Origin of the sequence: Enterococcus sp. DIV1368d, from assembly GCF_050542975.1 — a bacterium.
Taxonomy (GTDB): Bacteria; Bacillota; Bacilli; order Lactobacillales; family Enterococcaceae; genus Enterococcus_D; species Enterococcus_D casseliflavus.
This window is the reverse complement of the sequence record NZ_CP172939.1, coordinates 3,067,774-3,089,286: the sequence shown is the minus strand read 5'-3', so window position 1 is coordinate 3,089,286 and position 21,513 is coordinate 3,067,774. Positions and strand designations below refer to the sequence as shown.

14 protein-coding genes are annotated in these 21,513 nt (G+C 43.8%); 11 read left to right on the top strand and 3 right to left on the bottom strand.

Annotation, left to right across the window (positions count from 1 at the left end; genetic code table 11):
- Positions 1–15: 15 nt before the first annotated feature.
- The gene (locus tag IGJ44_RS14520) at positions 16–1,887 is read right to left on the bottom strand and encodes a beta-N-acetylhexosaminidase (protein ID WP_430605882.1); all 1,872 of its coding nucleotides are present in this window, start codon (positions 1,885–1,887) and stop codon (positions 16–18) included.
- Entirely contained in the window at positions 1,887–2,519 is a 633-nt protein-coding gene (locus IGJ44_RS14515; protein WP_015510403.1) for a DUF624 domain-containing protein, read from the bottom strand. Before IGJ44_RS14515 ends, IGJ44_RS14520 begins: the two co-directional genes overlap by 1 nt.
- A 300-nt stretch (positions 2,520–2,819) precedes the next feature.
- On the opposite strand from IGJ44_RS14515, the gene IGJ44_RS14510 reads away from it, so the two are divergent.
- From IGJ44_RS14510 to IGJ44_RS14480, 7 genes are all read left to right on the top strand, one after another.
- Positions 2,820–4,178: an alpha-L-fucosidase gene (locus IGJ44_RS14510; protein WP_074536704.1), complete on the top strand. Its 1,359-nt coding sequence runs from the start codon at positions 2,820–2,822 to the stop codon at positions 4,176–4,178.
- A 55-nt stretch (positions 4,179–4,233) separates the two neighbouring features.
- The gene (locus IGJ44_RS14505; protein ID WP_005228058.1) at positions 4,234–5,187 is read left to right on the top strand and encodes an ABC transporter permease; all 954 of its coding nucleotides are present in this window, start codon (positions 4,234–4,236) and stop codon (positions 5,185–5,187) included.
- Positions 5,188–5,202: 15 nt separating this feature from the next.
- Positions 5,203–6,117 carry a carbohydrate ABC transporter permease gene (locus IGJ44_RS14500; RefSeq protein ID WP_015510401.1) on the top strand — a complete coding sequence of 305 codons (915 nt, stop codon included), beginning with the start codon at positions 5,203–5,205 and terminating at the stop codon, positions 6,115–6,117.
- 21 nt (positions 6,118–6,138) lie between these two features.
- Positions 6,139–7,791, top strand: a complete 1,653-nt coding sequence (locus tag IGJ44_RS14495; RefSeq protein WP_015510400.1) for an extracellular solute-binding protein — start codon at positions 6,139–6,141, stop codon at positions 7,789–7,791.
- 84 nt (positions 7,792–7,875) lie between these two features.
- Positions 7,876–10,923, top strand: a complete 3,048-nt coding sequence (locus IGJ44_RS14490) for an alpha-mannosidase (RefSeq protein ID WP_074536705.1) — start codon at positions 7,876–7,878, stop codon at positions 10,921–10,923.
- Between the two features lie 6 nt (positions 10,924–10,929).
- Entirely contained in the window at positions 10,930–13,185 is a 2,256-nt protein-coding gene (locus IGJ44_RS14485) for a glycoside hydrolase family 3 N-terminal domain-containing protein (protein ID WP_074536706.1), read from the top strand.
- On the top strand, positions 13,182–14,567 hold the full coding sequence (locus tag IGJ44_RS14480) for a glycoside hydrolase family 1 protein (RefSeq protein WP_167827395.1): 1,386 nt from the start codon (positions 13,182–13,184) through the stop codon (positions 14,565–14,567). The genes IGJ44_RS14485 and IGJ44_RS14480 overlap by 4 nt, the downstream gene beginning before the upstream one ends.
- Positions 14,568–14,639: 72 nt before the next feature.
- Here IGJ44_RS14480 and IGJ44_RS14475 read toward each other — a convergent pair whose 3' ends face one another.
- The gene (locus tag IGJ44_RS14475; protein WP_005228070.1) at positions 14,640–15,500 is read right to left on the bottom strand and encodes a MurR/RpiR family transcriptional regulator; all 861 of its coding nucleotides are present in this window, start codon (positions 15,498–15,500) and stop codon (positions 14,640–14,642) included.
- Positions 15,501–15,716: 216 nt separating this feature from the next.
- Between IGJ44_RS14475 and rpsO the strand changes: the two genes are divergently transcribed.
- The 4 genes from rpsO (at position 15,717) to celB (ending at position 21,440) form a co-directional block, all read left to right on the top strand.
- Positions 15,717–15,986 carry a 30S ribosomal protein S15 gene (gene rpsO / locus IGJ44_RS14470; protein WP_005228072.1) on the top strand — a complete coding sequence of 90 codons (270 nt, stop codon included), beginning with the start codon at positions 15,717–15,719 and terminating at the stop codon, positions 15,984–15,986.
- 382 nt (positions 15,987–16,368) lie between these two features.
- Positions 16,369–18,486, top strand: coding sequence for a polyribonucleotide nucleotidyltransferase (pnp, locus tag IGJ44_RS14465; protein WP_167827396.1), 2,118 nt, complete (start codon positions 16,369–16,371; stop codon positions 18,484–18,486).
- Between the two features lie 210 nt (positions 18,487–18,696).
- Positions 18,697–20,097 (top strand): glycoside hydrolase family 1 protein, encoded by a 1,401-nt coding sequence (locus tag IGJ44_RS14460; protein ID WP_060791523.1) that lies wholly within the window; start codon positions 18,697–18,699, stop codon positions 20,095–20,097.
- 2 nt (positions 20,098–20,099) lie between these two features.
- Positions 20,100–21,440, top strand: coding sequence for a PTS cellobiose transporter subunit IIC (gene celB, locus IGJ44_RS14455; RefSeq protein ID WP_060791522.1), 1,341 nt, complete (start codon positions 20,100–20,102; stop codon positions 21,438–21,440).
- The last annotated feature ends 73 nt before the right edge of the window (positions 21,441–21,513 follow it).

Genomic DNA, 21,513 nt, shown 5'->3' with positions numbered 1-21,513 from the left:
TTCTCACTCCTTCTTTTAAACATCAGAAATTTTCCCCGCACTATAGATTCCATGAAATAAATTGCGACCCACAGAAGTACTGCCGCTGAAAGGGGTCACCATTGGTAAGGACGGTTGAGTCAATTCTTCCAACGTATCGAGCTCCCCGTCCAAGAAGGCAGTAAGCCGCCAAAGTGTCGTGTCGCAGCGCATCAGCAAGGCGCCGTATCGCAGATCGATAATTTCAAAACCGAAAGGTCGATTCCAGTCAAACCAGACTTGACGATGGGCTTCATAAAGGGATTGCAAGGCGGATTTATAGACACTGAGCGCATCTACTGTTTGGTGCAGTCCGGTGCGATCCTTGCTTTTATAGGCACTGGTGATCTGGTTGGTAATACAGGCTTTTTGTGACAAAACATCAGCCAGCTGCTGATAAAAGGCAAACATCGTTTGTGTGTCCCGTGTTGCTTTCACAGCAGCCAACTCTTGAGCCAATGTTTGATAGTGGGATGCTAAAGAAAGATCAGTTAAATTTTCTTGATACAAGCCATACAGCAAGTCTTGGTAGAGCAACAGCTTGCTGGGGTTTTCTCCGTGAGGATTGTTTTTTTGCACACCTGCAGTTTGATCAAAGCGATCAAGCAGTAAAAAGTCGTTGGCTATTGACTGGTGAAAAAGCTGAAATTTTTTAGTTAAATTCTCTAACGAAAGGTCGTTTCCAAACTGCGCTTCACTGAAATATTGCAAACCTAGTAGCGCAGCAATCACTGGTGTTTCAGCTCCATCGTCGCCCCAAAGTGTGGCATAGACTTCTTGGACATCGTTTTCTTTGGCGGCTTGCAAGGCGTGACGCATAGTGGCGAAACTTTTGCCGTAGTTCGGCGCCAAACCGTTCCACGTCCAGATACCTCCAGCAAAGACGATCGGCTGTTTTAATTCCCGGTGTTTCGCAAACATTCGCTGATAAGAGGCATGATCATGATGATAATAATCCCAGTAAACCATTTTGACCGCAGGAAGGTCAGCAAATAATTCTGTCGGAAAACACACGTCTGAATCGTAGTAATCACCCGTAGGCGCACCGATTCTAAAAAACATATCGCTCCACATCATCGGCTCAAAACCTATGTTTCGACAAAGCGCAGCTACCTGCTTTAGGTGTGCGGCCATAATCGTGAACCGGTCTTGTAACCCGTGTATTTCTAAATACTTTCCTTTCCCCAATTGGTGTGCTTCATCCATACCGATGTGCAGTTGATCAGTTGCAAAACACGAACGGATCGAACGGATCGCTGCTTCCAAAAAAGTATACGTTTCTTCTTCTCCCACCAGTAGAATATCTTCTGTGTCCCGAATATTTCCAGCGAACTGCCACTTTAAAGGATTCGTCAAATGTGCCAATGTTTGAATCGCTGGAATCAAAGTTACTCCTACGGCTTGGGCATAGGTATCTAGAGCCTTTAATTCTACTTGGGTATAACGACCGCGCAAATGTCCGAAATAAGGGTACTCAGGAATTTCATAAGTATCTTCCATATAGAGCATGAGGCGATTGAGGCCCATCTTACTTGTTAATAAAATGAACCGTTCCAGCTTTTTGACGGTCATCACCGCATTGCGGGACAGATCGATCATTGGTCCAATTGCTTCAAAATGCGGCTGTTCTTCTAAGACATAGACTGGGCGATCTTCATGCACCCATAAAGTTAATGCCCGAAACAAATGCGCTTTTTCTTGATAGTAAATGATCGTTTCTAGTGGGCCGTGGCAAATTTTCAGGGAACCGGGTCGATGAATCAAGCGCAAGGGATGACCATTCGGCGTTTCCCTCAATTCTAGTTCTTGCAGTGCGTGACTAAAAAAATCATCGAGGTTTTCATTACTTTGGATAAAAATGTCCTTCATCACGAGCGTCCTTCTTTCATCAGTGATTCCGAGCGCTGAATCGCTTGAAAAGAGAACCAGCTACTGGGGAATAGGAAAAAGGGAACAAAGCCGATGACTAATAAGATTGGCAAAAAAGTCAAAATGATAGTAGTCACTAAGATTCCCAAAATCATCGCAATTGTTTGGGGAACACTGATAACCATTAGTAATATTGCTTGTTTAAAATAGTGAAGAAGCGTCAAATCATAACGCAAATAGACCGGCAGAAGGTACAAGCTGATCAAAAGGGCACTGATAAATAGCAGCAGCAAAAAAAAGTGAATCAAGCTATTTTGGATAAAAGTACTAGAGATACGTAATTCCAACCATAAGAACAACAACAAACCCGCTTGCATGGCGCCTAATTGATTGGCACGACGGAAATTTTTTTTCACGATAGTTTTGAACCAAGTCTTCAAAGACGCTGGTCGTTCCTTTTTTTGGAAGCTATCGAAAAAAGCTTGGATAATCGTAGCGGTGGCAGGAAAAATACCTAAAAATATCCCGTATCGAAATACCCAATAAAACCAGAGTAACTGCAACTTCAGGCAATGAAGTAACCAATCGCCGACTTGATAGGAAACATGATAAATACCATTCGTTTGTTTCATAAGCCCCTCACTTTCTTACGGATACAAGTTTTGTTGTATCCGCTTTATTTGTTGTTCTAATCGTATCATTGATATATAGCCAGTGGGAGTAAATGGAAAAATCACACATCGAAAACAAGAAAAACACAGCAAATGTATTTGAAACGCTACATTTCTCCAAAAACGTTCATCGAAATCAAGCTTTATTCCTTGCACCTTTTATAGACGAAGTTGTTCGTTTTAACATAGCGAAAAAACTTACATATTGTTATAGGACATTTTTTTCGCTTACATTTAGAACAAAGAAAGGAGTGCAAATGAATGACAAATATTCGCGGTGATATTGAAGAAGCCAAAGGGAACATTCAAGAAGAACTAGTCCCAGAAACAGAAATGCTCAAGCAACGTCTGGAATGGTTTCAAGACTTGAAATTCGGAGTAATCTTCCATTATGGGCTGTATGCCGAAGCGGGGATCGTTGAGTCTTGGCAATTATCTGAAAAAGATGAATGGGCTAGAGAAAACCACCCTTATCGAGAAACCATCGAAGCACTGCGTTTGGATTATTGGCAGTTGATCAATCAGTTTGAACCGAAGAAGCTGGATACCCGCAAATGGGCAAAAATCTGTAAGGATGCAGGGTTTAAGTACTGTTTATTCACAACAAAGCATCATGATGGGTTTTCGATGTTCAATACAATGGAATCAGAGTTTAAAATCGGCGGGAAATTAAGTCCCTTTAAACGCGACATATTGCAAGAAGTGTTTACGGCATTTCGAGAAGCAGGGATCGCCACAGGAGCCTATTATTCTAAAGCTGACTGGTATTCTCCTTTTTACTGGTTGGATGATGATACCGTCAAAGGCCGTCATGCCAGTTACGATACCCATCTTCATCCAGAAATTTGGGCACGCTATGTGTCGTTTGTGCATCGCCAGATTGCGGAGATTACCTCCAATTACGGAAAAGTCGATTTTCTTTGGTTAGATGCCGGTTGGTGCGGACAAGGCAAAGAAGACCTACAAATGGATCGTTTAGCTGAGATTGCGCGTGAGAAACAGCCGGAATTGATCATCGTTGATCGGATGATGGGGGGCCGTCATGAAAATTATGTGACACCAGAACGCAAAATTCCTGCATTAGCAGAAATTCCTAAAAAAGTTTGGGAAAGCAATATCCCGATTGGAAATGATTGGGGCTATGTGCCGAATGATACTTTTAAGAGCAGCCAAGAACTGCTGGAAACCTTGATTGATGTAGTCAGTAAAGGGGGGAATTTGATTTTAGGCGTCGGACCAACACCTGATGGCGAATTTACATTCGAAGAGACCCAACGCTTAGAAGAAATCGGCCATTGGTTGGCGCTATATGGTGAAGGCATCTATGAAACGCGGGCAAGACCAACAGCTTGGAAAAATGAATGGTATTTGACCTATCAAAAAGACGGCAAGGCTCATTTTGCATTTCGCAGTATCGCTGCAGTCGCTTGCGAACAGATTCCTTTAACAGAGATCGGAGCAACTGAAGAAGACGAGCTAATTGATCTAGCCACTAAAAAACCGTTACCAGTCTATAAAAATGCGGATGAACCGTATCTCTTATGGTCGGATATCAGTCACCCGAACGTTGGGGCAGTTGGGATTCGCGTTTCGACACATAGGGAAAAAAATACACATTGATTTGAAAGCGAATACAATTCATGATAAGGCTAACACCAAGCAAGGAGGAGGAAGAATGGAAACAGCGCCAATCAGACAAACCGTTTCAGTACCTAAAACAAAGAAACAAGATATAAAAATGAAGATCAAGAAAAATCGGCAATTGTACTTGTTTGTGTTGCCAGCGTTTTTGATTATTTTGATTTTCTCGTATGGACCGATGTATGGAATCATTATTGCATTCAAGGATTATATGCCTTCATTAGGGATTATGGGCAGTCCTTGGGTTGGGTTTAAACATTTTCAACGTTTCTTCGATTCCTATTATTTTTGGGAACTCATCAAAAATACTTTAGGAATCAGTATCTATTCATTGGTTGTCGGTTTTCCGCTGCCGATCATCCTGGCATTGGCTTTGAATGAGATCAAAGACGGCCCGTTTAAAAAAATTACCCAAACAGTCACGTATGCTCCAAACTTTATTGCTGTGGTGGTCATGGTTGGTATGGTCATTGCTTTTTTATCTCCCTCAACAGGGATCATCAATCACCTATTAGAATTTTTGGGTTTCGAGCGGATCAGCTTTATGACCAATCCCCGCTGGTTTAAAACGATTTATGTACTGTCGGGCGTTTGGCAAGGAACGGGATGGGGGTCTGTGATTTATCTGGCAGCCCTATCTGGAGTTGATACGCAACTGCACGAAGCGGCAACGATCGATGGCGCTTCTCGTCTGCAACGCGTTTGGTATATCAATATTCCAACGATCATGCCCACGATGGTGATCTTATTGATCATGAGCTTCGGCAGCTTGATGTCAGTTGGGTTTGAAAAAATCATCTTGATGCAGAATCCTTTGAATATGCAATCCTCGAATGTGATTGCGACCTTTGTTTACCAGCAAGGGCTGTTAGATGCGCAGTACAGTTTTGCTGCGGCAGTCGGCTTATTTAACTCATTGATCAATTCAGTCTTGTTGATCGTAGTCAATCATATCGCCAAACGTTTAAGCAACTCTAGTTTATTGTAGAAGGGAGGACCAAAAGTGAAAACAACGTCTTTAATAAAAGATACCCGTGCTGATAAAATCTTTTTGATCTTTGTTTATGTGTTTTTAGCAATTTCTTTGCTGATCGTTTTGTATCCACTGATTTATATCATCAGTGCTTCAATCTCAAATCCGCATCTGGTAAACTCTGGTGAAATGTGGCTTTTGCCAAAAGGGATCACCTTTGAAGGCTATCGAACACTACTAGGCAATAGCAGTATCTGGCGTGGCTATTTGAACACGATTTATTATACGGTTTTAGGGACATCGATCAATCTCTTAGTGACCTTACCTTGCGCCTACGCCTTATCACGAGAGGATTTTTATGGGCGACGCGCCTTCACTAATTTTATGCTGGTCACCATGTTCTTGTCCGGTGGCTTGATTCCCAGCTACTTGTTGATTCGCAGCTTAGGCATGCTGAATACTGTCTGGGCACTAGTGATTCCAGGAGCCGTCTCGGTTTACAATGTTGTTGTCACGCGAACATTTTTTCAATCCACGATTCCACGGGAGATGGAAGAAGCAGCAATTGTGGATGGTTGTTCTGATTTTCGGCTATTCATGCAGATCGTTTTACCACTATCAACGCCGATCATTGCGGTAATGGCTTTGTTCTATGGCGTCGGACATTGGAACAGCTTTTTTAGCGCATTGATCTATCTTTCTGATCGATCAATGTATCCGTTACAAATGATTTTAAGAGAAATATTGATTCTTCAAGATATGTCATCAAATACCGTCAATAATGTGACTTCAGAAATGGCGAATATGCTATATAGCAAACAACAACTTGCTCAAGTCATCAAGTACGGTGTCATGATCGTTTCTTCATTACCGGTAATTATCGTCTATCCGTTCTTACAAAAGTATTTTGTCAAGGGCATGATGGTTGGTTCAATTAAAGGATAAAAAACTTAAAGGAGGAAGAAAATGAGAGTAAAAAAGAAACTTTTAGGAATAGCAGGTGTTGCTTTGTGCAGTATGCTCGTCTTAGGTGCGTGCGGTAATTCTTCAGATGAAGGTACTGGGGAAAAGAAAGAAGTGGCCATCAATCATGACAGTCAGTTTCCGATCATCAAAGAAGGGGAAGAACTGACACTGAATATCATGGCACCTGGTGTAGGGTTGGCGGAATGGGAAGACATGCCGACATTACAGGATTATCAGGAAAAAACTGGCATCAAACTGACCTATACGACACCGCCATCCGCTGACTTTAGTACGAAACTGAACTTAGCCTTTGCTTCTGGAGATTTACCGGATATCGTTTACGGTGCTGGTTCGCAAGCATTGACTGCTTCGATGGAGATCGATTACGGTTCACAAGGGATCTTGCTTCCCTTAGAGGAGTATATCACGCCGGAAATCATGCCAAACCTGTATGCACTGACGCAAGAAGATCCCTCAATCTTGAAGTCGATCACAACGCCGGATGGGCACATCTACTCTCTGCCGATGATCTCACGGAATGCGACATCGATTTGGTGGCAAGGTCCGATGTGGTACAACGGCACGTGGCTCGATAATTTAGGTGTATCTGAACTGCCAAAAACCACAGACGAATTGCAAGAGCTTCTGACACGTTTTAAAAACGAAGACCCTAACGGCAATGGTCAAGCAGACGAGATCCCATTGACGGATGTTGATATGAACTCGACAAGAGTTTGGTTGATGGCTGCCTTTGGCTTACGGACCCGCGGCATCCAAGTGGATGATGATGTGGTCTCCTACACACCGACTTCAGAAAACTACAAAGCATTCTTGGAATATATGAATACATTGTACGATGAAGGCTTGCTGGATAAAGAAGTTTATGGACAGTCAGATGAACAGAAAAAAGCGAAGGGTGAAAACAATCAACTTGGGCTTTTTGCCGACTATTTCAGCTTCTTTACTACTGGTCGCAGTGAGGAAGAGGCTATGAATGATCCAATGTTCCAACCAGTGACTTCTGAATGGGCTCCAGAAGCTAAGATTCCCGGTAGTCCAAGAATTTCACGAGGGACCTTTGCTTTGACCAATGTCAATCCTTCTCCAGAAGCTTCTATGCGCTGGGTGGATTACTTCTATTCAGAAGAAGGCTCAAAATATATCGAACAAGGACCAGAAGGGTTTTTATGGGAGTACCAAGAAAATGCGGACGGTGAAAAAGTTCGTGTCTATGCAGACGGTATCGATACTAACAATACCGAAGACGAACGTGGCAAGATCACACCAGCATACGGATTGACAACGCCAAACCTTGTTATCGATACAACCGGCGAATACCATATCCGTAAAACGGCGAATGAAGAACCGGATACTCGTTTCAACGATTGGGTTGCCAAAGAAACAGCTGAGAAGATGGAAGACATCGCTGAAGTACCATTTCCGCTACTGTATTTAACGATTGAAGAAAACGATAAGGTAGCAGCAACTGCCACTGATTTGACAACTTATGTAGAACAAATGGAAGCCAAGTTTATCACAGGTGTCGAACCGTTAGATAATTGGGACGACTATGTGAAAACGATCGAAGCAATGGGCATTGACGAATACGTCGAAGTCTACCAAGCGGCTTATGACCGTTGGAAAGCAAACTAAATAAAGTGATAAGTGGAAAACGGGCCGAGACGATCAATCTCAACCCGTTTTTTTCAAAAATCTGCTAGAGGAGTCCAAAGAAAAATGAGAGTTATGCAGCCTTATGAGTTTGAACGCATTCGAAAAATTTTATACAAATTAAAACAATACCGCGTACGCCATCAGCAACCGGTAGCCCCACTTTTTTTAAAACGAGAGACTTGGGTACCGTATGAGCAAGGGACCTATTTTGGAGGAAAAAATTCCTATTACCAATTGCAAGGTAGCCTTCAAGTTCCCGCTGACTGGGTGGAAAATCTTTGTGTCCTGCAAGTGTACTCAAGCCTTTCAGAGTGGGACAATACCACCAATCCCCAAATAAAAATCTATTTGGACGATACCTATGTCCAAGCCATCGATGTCAATCATCGAGAAATTACATTGACAAAACAATTTCTACAAAAAGAAGTCAAACTGAAGATCGATTTGTTCTCCGGCCGATCCGAAAAACCATTCCCGCTGCAGGTCAATTTATTGGCGTTGGATCCTGCAGTTAATGATGTCTGGTATGATTTTTATACGCTGTTTGATAGTTGGCGTGCCATTCGTGCGTTTGGCGGTGACGAAGCATTTTATCAACAAGTCCTTGGTCAAGTCGCCAATGTCTTGGATTTTCGTACCCCCTACTCAACGGCATTCTATGAAAGTCTCACAAAAGCAAAGCAGCTGCTTTCATCGTGTTACCTACCAGCGCATACACCAAAACAAAAGGTGACGGCTGTCGGCCATACCCACATCGATCTGGCGTGGCTTTGGACGGCGCAGCAAGCAATTGAAAAAGGCGAGCGCAGTTTCCAGACGGTCTTGAAATTGATGGAGGAGTATCCAGATTACACGTTTTTTCAAAGCCAACCACAACTGTATCTCTCCATGAAAACCCATTATCCTGAACTTTACGCTGCAATCAAAGAAAAAGTTCGAGAAGGAAGATGGGAAGTTGACGGGGCGATGTGGGTGGAAGCCGATTGCAATTTGACTTCAGGAGAATCACTGGTTCGTCAGATCCTTTATGGCAAACGGTTTATGAAAGAGGAATTTCAAGTCGATAGCCGCATCTTATGGCTACCGGATGTCTTCGGTTATTCAGCCGCCTTGCCGCAAATTTTACGCAAAACAAATACGCCATACTTTATGACGACGAAGCTGTCATGGAACCAGTTTAATCAAATTCCATATGATTCCTTCTATTGGCAAGGAATTGATGGAAGCCGCGTTTTGACGCATTTTATTACAACCATCAGTGAAGGATACAGTCCAAGAGATTATTATACGACGTATAATGGATTGCTAGATCCTTATACGATCAAGGGGAGTTTTGAACGTTATCAGCAAAAAGATCAGCACGACGAAATTTTGATTGCCTATGGGTATGGTGACGGTGGCGGAGGTCCGACGAAAGAGATGTTGGAAGTTCAAAAACGGCTGCAAAAGACATTGCCAGATATGCCGACGATTACTGGCAATCATGTGGGGGGCTTTTTTGATCGACTGGCAAATTCTTTTGCTGAAAAACCAGGACCGGTCTGGTACGGCGAATTGTACTTTGAATACCATCGCGGGACCCTGACTTCCATCGGAAAAAACAAAAAGGCCAATCGTCATGGAGAATTCTTCTTACAGACGATCGAAAAACTTTATAGTATCTGTGGGATGAATCGCTATCCACAAGCTGAATTAGAACAACTTTGGAAACAGCTGCTGTTCAATCAATTCCACGATATTCTGCCGGGAAGCTCGATCAAAGAAGTCTATGATCAGACGGATCAAGAGTATCGGCAGCTCTTTGATAAAGGCTGCGAGCTGATCCACGCTTTGCTTCCAGAAACACAACCACCCAAAGCTACTTCATGGCATGTCTTTAACCCGCTGGGACAAGCGCGGACGGGTCTGGTCTATTTAGACGATCAAACAGGGGTCAAAGAAGCTTACTCGACTCAGCGGACCCATGATGACCGGCTCTTAGTCAAAATTCCCGCCATGGCTGGCTTGAGCTGCAAAACATTGACCCCTGTCTCAGCTGTGCCTCAATCAAAGCAAGTGGCAATGCGGCTGGAGGAATCATTTGAAACGGCGGATTTTAAAGTGATTTTTGACGAACACTTTGACATCATCTCTTTAATTGACAAACGGCATCAACGAGAGATCGTACCAAAAGGCGAGCGGTTGAATCAGTTAGTGGCTTATGAAGATCTGCCGATGGATTATGATGCGTGGGATATTGATATTTATTACCAGAAGAAGCCTTATCCTGTGAAGCAAGTTCTCTCAGCTGAGGTCGTTGAGCAAGGTGAGATTCGTGATACCTTGAAAATCAAACGTCAGTTTGAAGATTCTTTTATTACCCAATGGCTACATTTTTATCATGGCACCGGAAGAATCGATTTTGAAACAGCGGTTGATTGGCAGCAGCATCAATTGCTGCTGAAGGCATTGCTGCCGATTGATGTCAACACATTGGAAGCGACATTTGATATTCAGTTTGGGCAGGTAAAACGACCTGTGCATCAAAACACGACATGGGACCAAGCACGTTTTGAGAGCTGTGGTCAAAAATGGGTTGATCTCTCAGAAGGAAATTATGGGGTTAGTATTTTGACAGATTCGAAATATGGGTTCAATACGGATTATCAAAAGATCGGGCTTTCTTTGATCAAATCGCCGATCGATCCGTATCCAGAAGCGGATCAAGGCTTTCATGAGTTTACCTACTCCTTGTACGCCCACGAAGGGACTTGGCAAGACGCGCAAACGATGGAAGAAGCTTTGGCATTGAATGTTCCCGTTCTAACCGTTCCAGGTGTGCCGCAACTATCAGCAGAAGCTTTTCTAGCAGTCGATCAAAAGAATGTCTTGCTGGATACGGTGAAAAAAGCCGAAGATGAAGAGGCACTGATCGTGCGGTTGTATGAATATCATAATCAAACCACCGCCTGTCAATTGCGTTGCCAAAAAAGAATCAAAAAAGCGGTTTTAACGAATCTTTTGGAAGAAACCGTCACTGAACTGCCGATCGAGCCGCTGGATGCCCAAAGCATCACAATCCATTTCCAGCCATTTGAAATCCAGACCATCATGCTTTATTTAGAAGACTAAATAGAAATGGAGAAGCATATGATTGAGACACTTTTACGGCAAATGACGTTGAAAGAAAAAATCGGCCAGCTGAATCAGCGTCTGTATGGTTGGGAAGTCTATGAAAAAACTAACGGAAAAATTATGTTGACTGAAACCTTTAAAAAAGAAGTAGCTCGTTTTGGCAGTCTTGGCTGGATCTACGGCGTGTTTCGGGCTGATCCTTGGTCAGGTAGAAATCAGCAAACTGGCCTGACGACCGCGGAGTCCTATGAGCTATCCCTTATGATTCAAACTTATTTGCAGGAGCACACTCGGTTGGGGATTCCAGCCTTTCTCAGTGAAGAGTGTCCCCACGGGCACCAAGGTTTGGAAGCCACGACATTTCCGGTCAATTTTAGTGTCGGTTCTAGTTGGAATCCCGACCTGTATCAAGCGGCCCAAACTATCACTGCTCAAGAGATTCGAGCAAAAGGGGCCCATGTCGGCTTAGTTTCCGCATTGGACATTGCTAGAGATCCGCGTTGGGGACGAACTGAAGAATGTTTCAGTGAAGATCCATTTTTAACCAGCAGCTTTACCAAAGCGGCCGTCAGAGGATTGCAAGGATCAAAAACAACGATAGAAAAACAGAACGTTTTAGCGGTGTTGAAGCATTTTGCTGCCCAAGGTGCAGGAATGGGGGGGCACAATGCAGGACCAGTGGCGATCGGTGATCGGGAATTCCGTGAAATTCATCTGCCACCAATGAAAGCGGGGATTGCTGCTGGGGCTTTGGGGTGTATGGCTGCATACAATGATCTAGATGGCGTTCCTTGCCATGCCAATGCGTATTTGCTGCAAGATGTTTTAAGAGAAGAAAGTGGCTTTGCGGGAATCGTTATGGCTGATGGGTGTGGGTTGGATCGGATTGCTGACTGGCTGGGAAGTCGCTCGCAAGCAGCCGCCAAATCCTTGACCAGCGGTGTAGATGTTAGTTTATGGGACGAAGTTTTCCCTGTATTGGAAGAAGCTGTCCTTGACGGATTGATTGCGGAAACGGTTATCGACGAGGCGGTCCGGCGTGTGCTTCTTTTGAAAGAAAAACTTGGCTTGTTTAAAGAAGCAACGCCCCACGTTTCATTGCCAGACAAAGAAAAGGCCCGACAAGCTTCCTTAAAATTAGCAGAAGAATCCGTCGTCTTACTAGAAAACAATGGCATTTTGCCTTTGAAGAAAACGCGCCAAAAAATTGCTGTCATTGGTCCTCACGTTAAACAGCTGTATCATCAGCTGGGGGATTATACCCCATTTAAGGAGGAAGCAATGTGTATGACTCTTTGGGAAGGGTTGACCAAATTAAATACGCATCAAGTGGATTTCGCCTACGAAAAAGGCTGCGAAATCGCCAATGGAACAACGGCGCAACGACGGCGGGCTTGTCAGATCGCAGAAGACGCTGATGTCATCTTAGTGACGATTGGTGGCTCCAGTGCCCGTGATTTCACAACGGATTTTGACAAGAACGGCGCCGCCTTAAGGGGATCTCAGGAAATGACCAGCGGAGAAAACATCGACTTAGCTACCCTCGATTTGCCGCAATGCCAGTTGGATTTACTGTTTGCGTTGAAGAAGAGGAAAAAACCGCTGATTGGAATCGTGATTTCTGGACGACCGCATTGCTTAGCTCCGTTGAAAGAAGTATTCGATGGGCTGCTTTACGCTGGCTATCCCGGCCAATATGGAGGGGAAGCGATTGCTCGGATTCTTTTTGGCGAAACGGTACCTAGTGGGAAATTAGCAGTTTCTATTCCTGATACGGTTGGACAGCTGCCTGTCTGTTATAATTATCGCAACACAGCGTTTCAAAAAGACTACCTCGATCAAAACGGCGCACCAGTATATTCTTTTGGTTATGGTCTTAGTTATGCCTCTTTTATTTGCAGCGCGGTTTCGGCTGAATGTGCAGGGGAAGGCATTATCGTCAGTGGCACACTTGAAAATCATTCTACTGTGTCTGGTAAAGAAGTGGTCCAATGCTATCTAAAAGAGTATACAAAAGCATATGTGCCGAGGAAAAAAGTCTTATGCGGCTTTCAAAAAGTATGGGTGCCTAGTCAAGGACAAGCAACTTTTCAACTCGTGATCGGTGAAACATCATTGCAGCAGCTGGCAATTTCTTTGAAAGATACTGCATCGTTTTGTCTGGAAGTCGAAACAGCAGGTCAGCAGTATCGATTTTTGTTTCAACGATCCAACCCTGACCGTACGTGGCAGGTAACTCAGAAAGGAGCAAAAGAATGATTCACTTTCCAAAAAACTTTTTATGGGGAGCGGCCGCGTCAGCACCGCAAACCGAGGGGGCTGCGGCTGTTGACGGCAAAAGTCCCTCTACATGGGACCAATGGTTTGAGTTAGAGCCGTCACGCTTTTACGATGGTGTCGGACCAAGCGACACTTCAAATACCTACTATCAATACCGTGAAGACGTGGCAAACATGAAGGCCATGAACTTAAATTCCTATCGGACATCGATTGCATGGACCCGCTTATTACCAGACGGAAAAACATTGAATCAGACGGCAGTAAAGTTTTATCGGGCATATTTTCAGGAAATGCTGGATCAAGGCATCGAACCGATCATTAATTTGTTTCATTTTGACATGCCTTGGTGGCTGATGGAGAAAGGAGGCTGGGAAGCCAGGGAATCCGTTGACCATTTTGCATTTTATGCAAAAACTGCTTTTGAACAATTCGGCGATTTAGTGAAAAAATGGGCGACCTTTAATGAACCATTGGTGCATATTGAATGTGGGTATTACGGAGATGCTCATTGGCCGCAAGTGCGTGATTTCAAGCGGGCGATCCAAGTGGGTTATCATACTTTGCTAGCTCATGCGAAGGCGGTTGCTGAGTTTCGTAAACTCGCACTTCCTGATGGAGAAATCTGTATCATCTTGAATTTGTCACCTGTTTATCCAAAAAGCCAAGAAGCGGCTGATCGAGAAGCCGCTGAATGGGCGGATCTCTTGTATATTCGCAGTTTTTTGGACTGTGTCGTTTATGGACAATTTCCTGAAAAACTAACGAGCTTGTTCAAGGAGCATCAATTGACCCCTGAATATGAGGCAGCAGATGCGGAAATTTTTCGTGAAAATACCGTAGATTTTATCGGTTGCAATTATTATCAACCGTTGCGGATCCAAGCGCCCCTTCCGCAGAATGCAGCATCCCATCCCTTTGAGCCGCGTCAGTTGTTTCGTGGGTACGATTGGCCAGAGAAAAAAATCAATCCTCATCGTGGCTGGGAAATCTATCCAGAAGGGATCTACGATATTGCGATGCGTCTGAAGAATGACTATCAAAACATGCCATGGTTTATTTCCGAAAATGGCATGGGGGTGTCAGAGGAAGAACGGTTCATGGACGCCACGGGACAGGTCAATGATACGTACCGGATTACCTTTGTTGAAGACCATTTGCGTCAGCTGCATCGCGCGATCGAAGATGGGTCACCTTGTTTCGGCTACCATATGTGGACCTTTATGGATTGCTGGAGCTGGTTGAACGCTTATAAAAACCGCTATGGTTTTTATCGAGTAGATTTGAAGAATAACTTCGAGCGTTATCCCAAAGCATCCAGTTTTTGGTTGGCAGAAGTAGCTGCTAAAAATGCCATTGATTGATCAAAGTGTCCGATTAGAAGCAAAAATACCGCAGGAACATGTTCCTGCGGATTTCTTTTGGGTATGAACATTTTACAAATACTTCTCACGAAAATCAGCGATGGCTTGGCGTGACGCATAGATATTTCGTGCCAACTTTTCATTTTTACTTAAAAAGACATAGAAAAGGACATCGACCGCCAATAGGTGGGCGATGATTGAATTGGTAGCGGCACTCCGCTGGTTGGCTTCTTTGGAACGGGACACTTGCAGGGGAACATCCGCCAACTTCGTCAACGGATTGCTGCCAAAGCGGGTGAGTGACAGGATCGGAACGCCAAGATTTTTAGCGATTTCGGCTAAGTGAACCATCTCAGGCGTGTGTCCACTGTTGGAAATGACCCAGACCAGACTTTTTTTTTCGTTTTTGACAAGTTGCGGCAACAAGAGATTGTAGTCATTTTCAAACACGACGATCTTGCCTAAACGAGTCCATTTTTGTTGGATATCTTGTGCGATCAATGAGGAAGCACCGATTCCGCAGACAAAAATGCGTTCACGAGTCGCGATCAGTTCAGCGGCAGCCAACATCAGCTGTTCTTCTAATAATTGAGCCGTCTCATTCATGGTCACCTGGGCATTGTGGCTCAATTTTGAGGTGATGGCATGAAAGGGCTCGTTTAATTCAACATCGGCATAACCTAAATGCTCATTGGCATTGTGGCGCAAGCCGGATTCGGCAGATAATTGTATTTTTAAATCTGTCAAACTAGCAAAGCCGGTTTTTTTTGCAAAACGGACAACGGTTGGTGCACTGATCCCAGTGGCTTCTGCTAATTGACTCGCAGTCATCGACGGCACTTTTTCAGGATTGGCCTCCATGAATGCGAAGAGTTTCTTCTCAGAAAGCGATAATTCATTTTTCATGCTCTCGATTCGGGAAAGAACGCTCATCCTTACACTTCCTTTAGATAGAGTAGTATCCTAAGTATAACATAAGTTTTGGAGGAGCTTTCAAAAGAAACAAAAAGAATAGGTAGATAAACTTGCTTTTTTAGTTAGAATCAAGTAAAGTAATTACGTGTGAAAAGCACAGTACCTGTTACTTGGTTTAACGAATCACCAACGTTTTACTCAGTCGCAGGGGAAAAAGAAAAAGAGGTGAAAAACATGGCAATTTCAAAAGAACGCAAAAACGAAATCATCAACAAATTTGCACGTCATGAAGGAGATACTGGTTCTCCAGAAGTTCAAATCGCTGTTTTAACAGAAGAAATCAACCATTTGAACGAACATGCACGTATGCACAAAAAAGACCACCATTCATACCGTGGGTTGATGAAAAAAGTTGGACATCGTCGTAACTTATTAGCTTACCTACGTCAAAAAGACGTACAACGTTACCGCGAATTAATCCAAGCTTTAGGATTACGTCGTTAATCAAACAAAGAAAAGTGAGGTTCAACCCGAATCTCACTTTTTTGCTATGAATCACTGCGACTGAGTGGTGCAAGCCGCACAGAGCAGATGATGAAACCTACTAGGCGAGAGCAGCGAGCGTAGTAACCAAGCTGCGGAATCACTGCGACTGCATTGTCGGCTAAAACAGCTGATGCAGTCTGACAGGTAAGCTCGAGCCATCTAAAAAGTGAAACACCGAAATAGCGGCCTTTTGACTGGTGAATCAAAAAGCGCAGCCAAAAAGAATTTTGGGTCCTTGTAAGCAGCATCCTACTAACCAAATGAAAGCAGCGGAACGACATTCCGATTTTTTCATTTGTTTAGTAGTGACTTGCTGGGATCCGATGAAAAGGAGCAGAACATGACAGAAAAACAAGTATTCAAAACAACTTGGGGCGGCCGCCCATTAGAAGTAGAAGTTGGCCAATTAGCCAAGCAAGCAAACGGAGCTGTATTGGTTCGTTATGGCGACACGGTTGTCCTAAGTGCAGCGGTTGCATCTAAGGAAGCAAAAGATACCGACTTTTTCCCATTAACGATCAATTACGAAGAAAAAATGTATGCCGTAGGGAAAGTACCTGGTGGCTTTATCAAACGTGAAGGACGTCCAAGTACGGAAGCAACCTTGACTGCCCGTTTGATCGACCGTCCGATCCGTCCAATGTTTGCGGAAGGCTTCCGTAACGAAGTACAAGTTACAAACATCGTAATGAGTGTTGAACAAGATTGTACGCCAGCAATGGCGGCAATGTTAGGTTCTTCTTTAGCGTTATCTATTTCAGATATCCCGTTTGACGGACCGATCGCTGGTGTCGATGTCGGTCGGGTCAATGGCGAATACGTCTTGAATCCAACAGTAGAACAAGCAGAACAAACCGATATCGAATTGACAGTAGCTGGAACGAAAAAAGCCATCAACATGGTTGAATCAGGAGCGAAAGAAGTTTCTGAAGAAGACATGTTAGGTGCGTTATTATTCGGTTTTGATGCTATCAAAGAATTGGTTGCCTTCCAAGAAGAAGTTGTCGCAGCTGTGGGCAAACCAAAAATGGAAGTCAAATTGTTACGAGTAGATGCTGACTTGAAAAAAGAAATTTTCGACGGCTACTACCAAACAATGAAAACTGCTGTTATGACGGAAGAAAAATTGGCTCGTGAAGACGAGATCGATAAAGTCAAAGACACAGTGAAAGAAGTGTATGCAGAAAAATTTGCTGGACATGAAGAGGAAGCACAATTCTTGAAAGAAGTGAAACAAATCGCAGAAGATCTTGAAAAAGATGTGGTACGCGAATTGATCACCATCGACAAGATTCGTCCGGATGGCCGTCAATTAGACGAAATCCGTCCATTGGCATCAGAAGTTGGCTTATTGCCACGTGTTCATGGTTCTGGTCTATTTACTCGGGGACAAACTCAAGCATTGTCTGCTTGTACGTTGGCACCTTTAGGTGAACACCAAATCATTGATGGATTAGGGGTTGAAGAATCAAAACGATTCATCCACCATTACAACTTCCCTCAATTTTCTGTTGGTTCGACTGGTCGTGCTGGCTCACCAGGGCGTCGTGAAATCGGTCATGGTGCATTAGGCGAACGTGCCTTAGCACAAGTGATTCCTGATGAAACAGACTTCCCTTACACAATCCGTCTTGTTGCAGAAGTATTAGAATCAAATGGTTCTTCTTCTCAAGCAAGTATTTGTGCAGGAACCTTAGCATTGATGGATGCAGGGGTGCCAATCAAAGCACCAGTTGCAGGTATCGCAATGGGACTTGTATCTGATGGTGAAAACTACACGATCTTAACGGATATCCAAGGCTTAGAAGATCACCTTGGCGATATGGACTTTAAAGTTGCTGGAACCAAAGATGGGATCACTGCGTTACAAATGGATATCAAGATCCAAGGAATCACTGAACAAATCTTGACAGAAGCATTAGATCAAGCGAAAAAAGCACGGATGGAAATCTTAAATGAATTGACATCAACATTGGCTGCTCCTCGTGAAGAGTTAAGCCAATACGCACCGAAGATCGAAATGATCCAAATCGATCCTGCGAAGATCAAAGATGTAATCGGTAAAGGCGGCGACACCATCAATGGCATCATTGATGAAACTGGCGTGAAAATCGATATCGATCAAGACGGAAAAGTTTCGATTGCTTCTGCTGATGCAGAAATGATCCAAAAAGCCATCAAGATCATTGAAGAATTGACGAAAGAAGTAAAAGTTGGCGAAGTGTACCTTGGGAAAGTTGTCCGTATTGAAAAATTCGGTGCGTTTGTCAACTTGATCAAAGGCAAAGACGGCTTAGTTCATATTTCACAACTTGCGAACGAACGGGTCAACAAAGTGGAAGACGTTGTCAAAGAAGGCGACGAAATCTTAGTGAAGGTTACAGAAATCGACAAACAAGGTCGTGTGAACCTTTCAAGAAAAGCACTATTGAACGAAGACAAAGCAGAGAAAAAATAAGCTGCTACTTCTAAATCATAAGCAAAGTCTAGGAAACTGGACTTTGCTTTTTTTGTGTCTAAGTAGCAGCTCTTCAAGAGGGTCTTACTTGACAGGAGTTATTTTTTGCGTTACCGCGAAAAATAAGAGATAATTCAGAATATTGTCTTTGCTATGCAAGCAATAATTCTAAGATGTCAAACGCATCTTATTTAGGATAAGGAGTACGATATGAAACAAACATTTCCAACCGATTTTTTGTGGGGAGCATCGATTTCCGCGCACCAAACAGAAGGGGCGTATCAAACCGACGGTAAGGGGCTGAGTGTCCAAGATACTCGTCCAAGAGACAACCATGAGATCGCAGATTTTACAGTGGCTGTCGACCATTACCACCAGTACAAAGAGGATATCGCCTTGTTAGCAGAAATGGGGATCAAAATTTTCCGCTTTTCGATCGCTTGGTCGCGAATTTTTCCAGAAGGGCGCGGTACCGTCAATCAAAAAGGATTGGATCATTACAGCGATCTCATTGATGAATTGCTGAAACACGGGATTCAGCCCTTTGTGACGTTGAACCATTTTGACTTGCCGCAAGCATTGGAAGACGAAGGCGGCTGGACAAAACGCAGCACCGTTGAGGCATTTGCCGCATATGCCAAAACGCTGTTTACGGCCTATGGGGATCGAGTGACGCACTGGCTGACGATCAATGAACCAAATATCATGCTGCTGGTGGATCAAAAAATATTAGGGAAAAAGATTCCATTATCAGAAAAATACCAGCAATTTCATCACCTGATGATCGCTGAAAAATATGCCTTCGAAGCGTGTCATGAAATCGTTCCAAATGGCAAAATCGGACCGGTGCCAAATATTTCGTTGGTCTATGCGGCGACTAGTCGACCAGAAGACAACCAATCAGCGTTGTACTTCAACAGTGTCCGGAACTGGGCTTACCTTGATTTTGCCTGCTTCGGTCGTTACAACACGGTCTTTCAAGATTATTTGAACCAAAACGGGCTCACGATTGACTTTGGTCCGGAGGATGAGGCGTTGATGAAACGGGCTTTGCCTGACTTTGTCGCGATGAACTTCTACACCACGGTGACAGTGGAGCAGCCGACGGAAGCTGGGGACATGAAAAACGGCATCAGCGATCAGCAAAGTGAAGACATTATGGAACGTGGTTTTTACAAAGGGTTCACCAATACGTTCTTGAAGAAAAATGCCTTCAATTGGACCATCGATCCCTTGGGACTGAAAACGACGTTGCAGACTCTTTATGATCGTTACCACTTGCCGATCATCATTACCGAAAACGGCTTAGGGGCAGAAGATCATCTAGAAGCAGATGGCACGGTTCATGATCCGTACCGTATCGATTATTTGTCGCAGCATATCAGCCAATGCTTAGCCGCGATCAATGCTGGGGTGGATCTGATCGGATACAGTCCGTGGTCTGCCATTGATTTGATCAGTGTACATGAGGGGATTCGAAAACGGTATGGTTTTATTTACGTGGATCGCAATGATGCACAGGAAAAAGAACAAAAACGAGTGAGAAAAGACAGCTTTTATTGGTATCAAAAGCTGATTGAAGAAGGGGCGATCCCTTCGTTGGAGGAGTAACGATGACAAGTGTTTTTACCTTTTTAGAAACGCGTTTGATGCCGCCTTTGAATAAGTTGGCGAATTTACGCTTTATTCGCGCAATCATGCAAGCAGGGATTATTACGGTCCCTTTTACGATCGTCGGATCGATCTTTTTGATCATCAATAATTTACCGCAGATCATTCCACCACTGGCTGGCTTTTTCGAACAAACGATTTTACGATTTTCACCGCTTTATAGTGTCGTGACCACGATGTCTGTCGGCTCGATTGCTGTTTTTTATTGTTTAGCAACAGGGTATTATTTAACTGAGATTTATCATAAAGAAGATCATTTGACTATGAGCAGTTTTGTAGGGGCGTTATTAAGTTTGTTTGCCTTTTTAATGACGATCGTCCAAGTCGACATTACCGATGGGGCAGCTCAATTGCTGCAGTCAGACAGCGAAACTGCCATTGTTTACAATGGAATCGCCATAGGCGGTTGGATCACACGCTTTAGCGGGGTAGGCATCTTTATTGGGATTATCACCGCAGTGCTTGCTACGTCGGTCTATCGTTTTTGTGTAAGAAGAAAGATCACCATCCAGATGCCTGAAGGGGTTCCTGATGGAGTCAGCAAAGCATTTGCGTCATTGATCCCAGCGATTTTGATCGCCTTTTTGATGGTGGCGATCAACGGGGTACTGGCGGTTTTCCACACGGATCTTCACGGATTGCTGTCCAAACCATTTGAATTCGTGAAAGAGTTGACGGGTTCTTGGTTAGGAATCATCGTGATTATGCTCCTTATCCATCTCTTATGGGCAGTGGGGGTTCATGGGACGGCTGTTATTAAAAATAGTTTCATCAATCCCATCCTGTTGGTGGCTCTAACGGAAAATATCGATGGTGCCAATAATATTTTTGCTGGGGATTTCGTGAACATGTATATTTTTATGGGCGGCGCAGGCAGTACGCTTGGATTGGTTTTATTGATGCTGTTTGTGGCAAAATCACAACAGCTCAAAGTCTTAGGAAAAGCAGCGATCTTACCAGGGCTTTTTAATATCAATGAACCAGTGATCTTCGGGGCACCGATCGTCTACAATCCGTATTTGATCATCCCCTTTATCATAACCCCTTTGATCAACGTCACGATTGCTTACTTTGCTAGCTCATTTGGCTTTGTCGATAAAGTCATTACTGGCATTCCCTGGATCTCGCCAGTCGGAATTGGGGCGTTTTTAGGAACTGGCGGTGATTTCCGAGCCATCCTGATCGCTTTGATCAACTTAGGGGTTTCCATTCTCTGCTATTATCCATTCTTTAAGATGTACGATGGCAAACTCTACACGGAACAACTTGCCAATCACGCATAAATAGGAAAAAACAGCAAAACGCCCGTTGATGGACTTCTAGTGAAGTGCCAACAACGGGCGTTTTTTCTAATGC